Below are 695 nucleotides of genomic sequence, written 5' to 3'. Positions count from 1 at the left end.
ATATTGTCTGGTGATGATGGCAAAGAGGTCACACCCGTTCCCATGCCGAACACGGAAGTTAAGCTCTTTAGCGCCGATGGTAGTTGGGGGTTTCCCCCTGTGAGAGTAGGACGTTGCCAGGCAGTATACATTATACTTAAGCACGAAAGTGCTGTAATGGAGGATTAGCTCAGCTGGGAGAGCATCTGCCTTACAAGCAGAGGGTCGGCGGTTCGAGCCCGTCATCCTCCACCATTTATTTTTACTGCTGCCTAAATCAGCAAAATATCATTTCTTACTTTTATAAGCCGGTGTAGCTCAATTGGTAGAGCACGGCCGAATAAGCTTCCTGAGATCAGGACGACTTTAACAAGTTTAAAACCAAATTATATTCCTTACTTTATATGCCGGTGTAGCTCAATTGGTAGAGCAACTGACTTGTAATCAGTAGGTTGGGGGTTCAAGTCCTCTTGCCGGCACCATTCGGTCTTAAACCGAATCAAGTTTGAATATGTGCCATTAGCTCAGTCGGTAGAGCATCTGACTTTTAATCAGAGGGTCGAAGGTTCGAGTCCTTCATGGCACACCATTTTCCTTAATATGCGGGTGTGGCGGAATTGGCAGACGCGCTAGACTTAGGATCTAGTGTCTTTGACGTGGGGGTTCGAGTCCCTTCACCCGCATCATATTTTGCGGAAGTAGTTCAGTGGTAGAAC

At 46.8% G+C, this 695-nt stretch carries 4 tRNA genes and 1 rRNA gene; all 5 read left to right on the top strand.

The features are described from left to right. The first annotated feature begins 6 nt into the window (after nucleotides 1–6). A 5S ribosomal RNA gene (gene rrf, locus E2R53_RS22925) occupies nucleotides 7–122 on the top strand. A 36-nt stretch (nucleotides 123–158) separates the two neighbouring features. Further along, nucleotides 159–234: transfer RNA gene (locus E2R53_RS22920), tRNA-Val, on the top strand. A 151-nt stretch (nucleotides 235–385) separates the two neighbouring features. Further along, nucleotides 386–461, top strand: a tRNA-Thr gene (locus E2R53_RS22915). Nucleotides 462–492: 31 nt separating this feature from the next. Next, nucleotides 493–568, top strand: a tRNA-Lys gene (locus E2R53_RS22910). Nucleotides 569–581: 13 nt separating this feature from the next. Beyond that, nucleotides 582–662 (top strand) — tRNA-Leu (locus E2R53_RS22905). The last annotated feature ends 33 nt before the right edge of the window (nucleotides 663–695 follow it).

The sequence above is a fragment of the Peribacillus frigoritolerans genome (genome assembly GCF_004358755.1).
Taxonomy (GTDB): Bacteria; Bacillota; Bacilli; order Bacillales; family Bacillaceae; genus Bacillus_P.
This window is presented reverse-complemented; position numbering and strand designations above follow the sequence as displayed.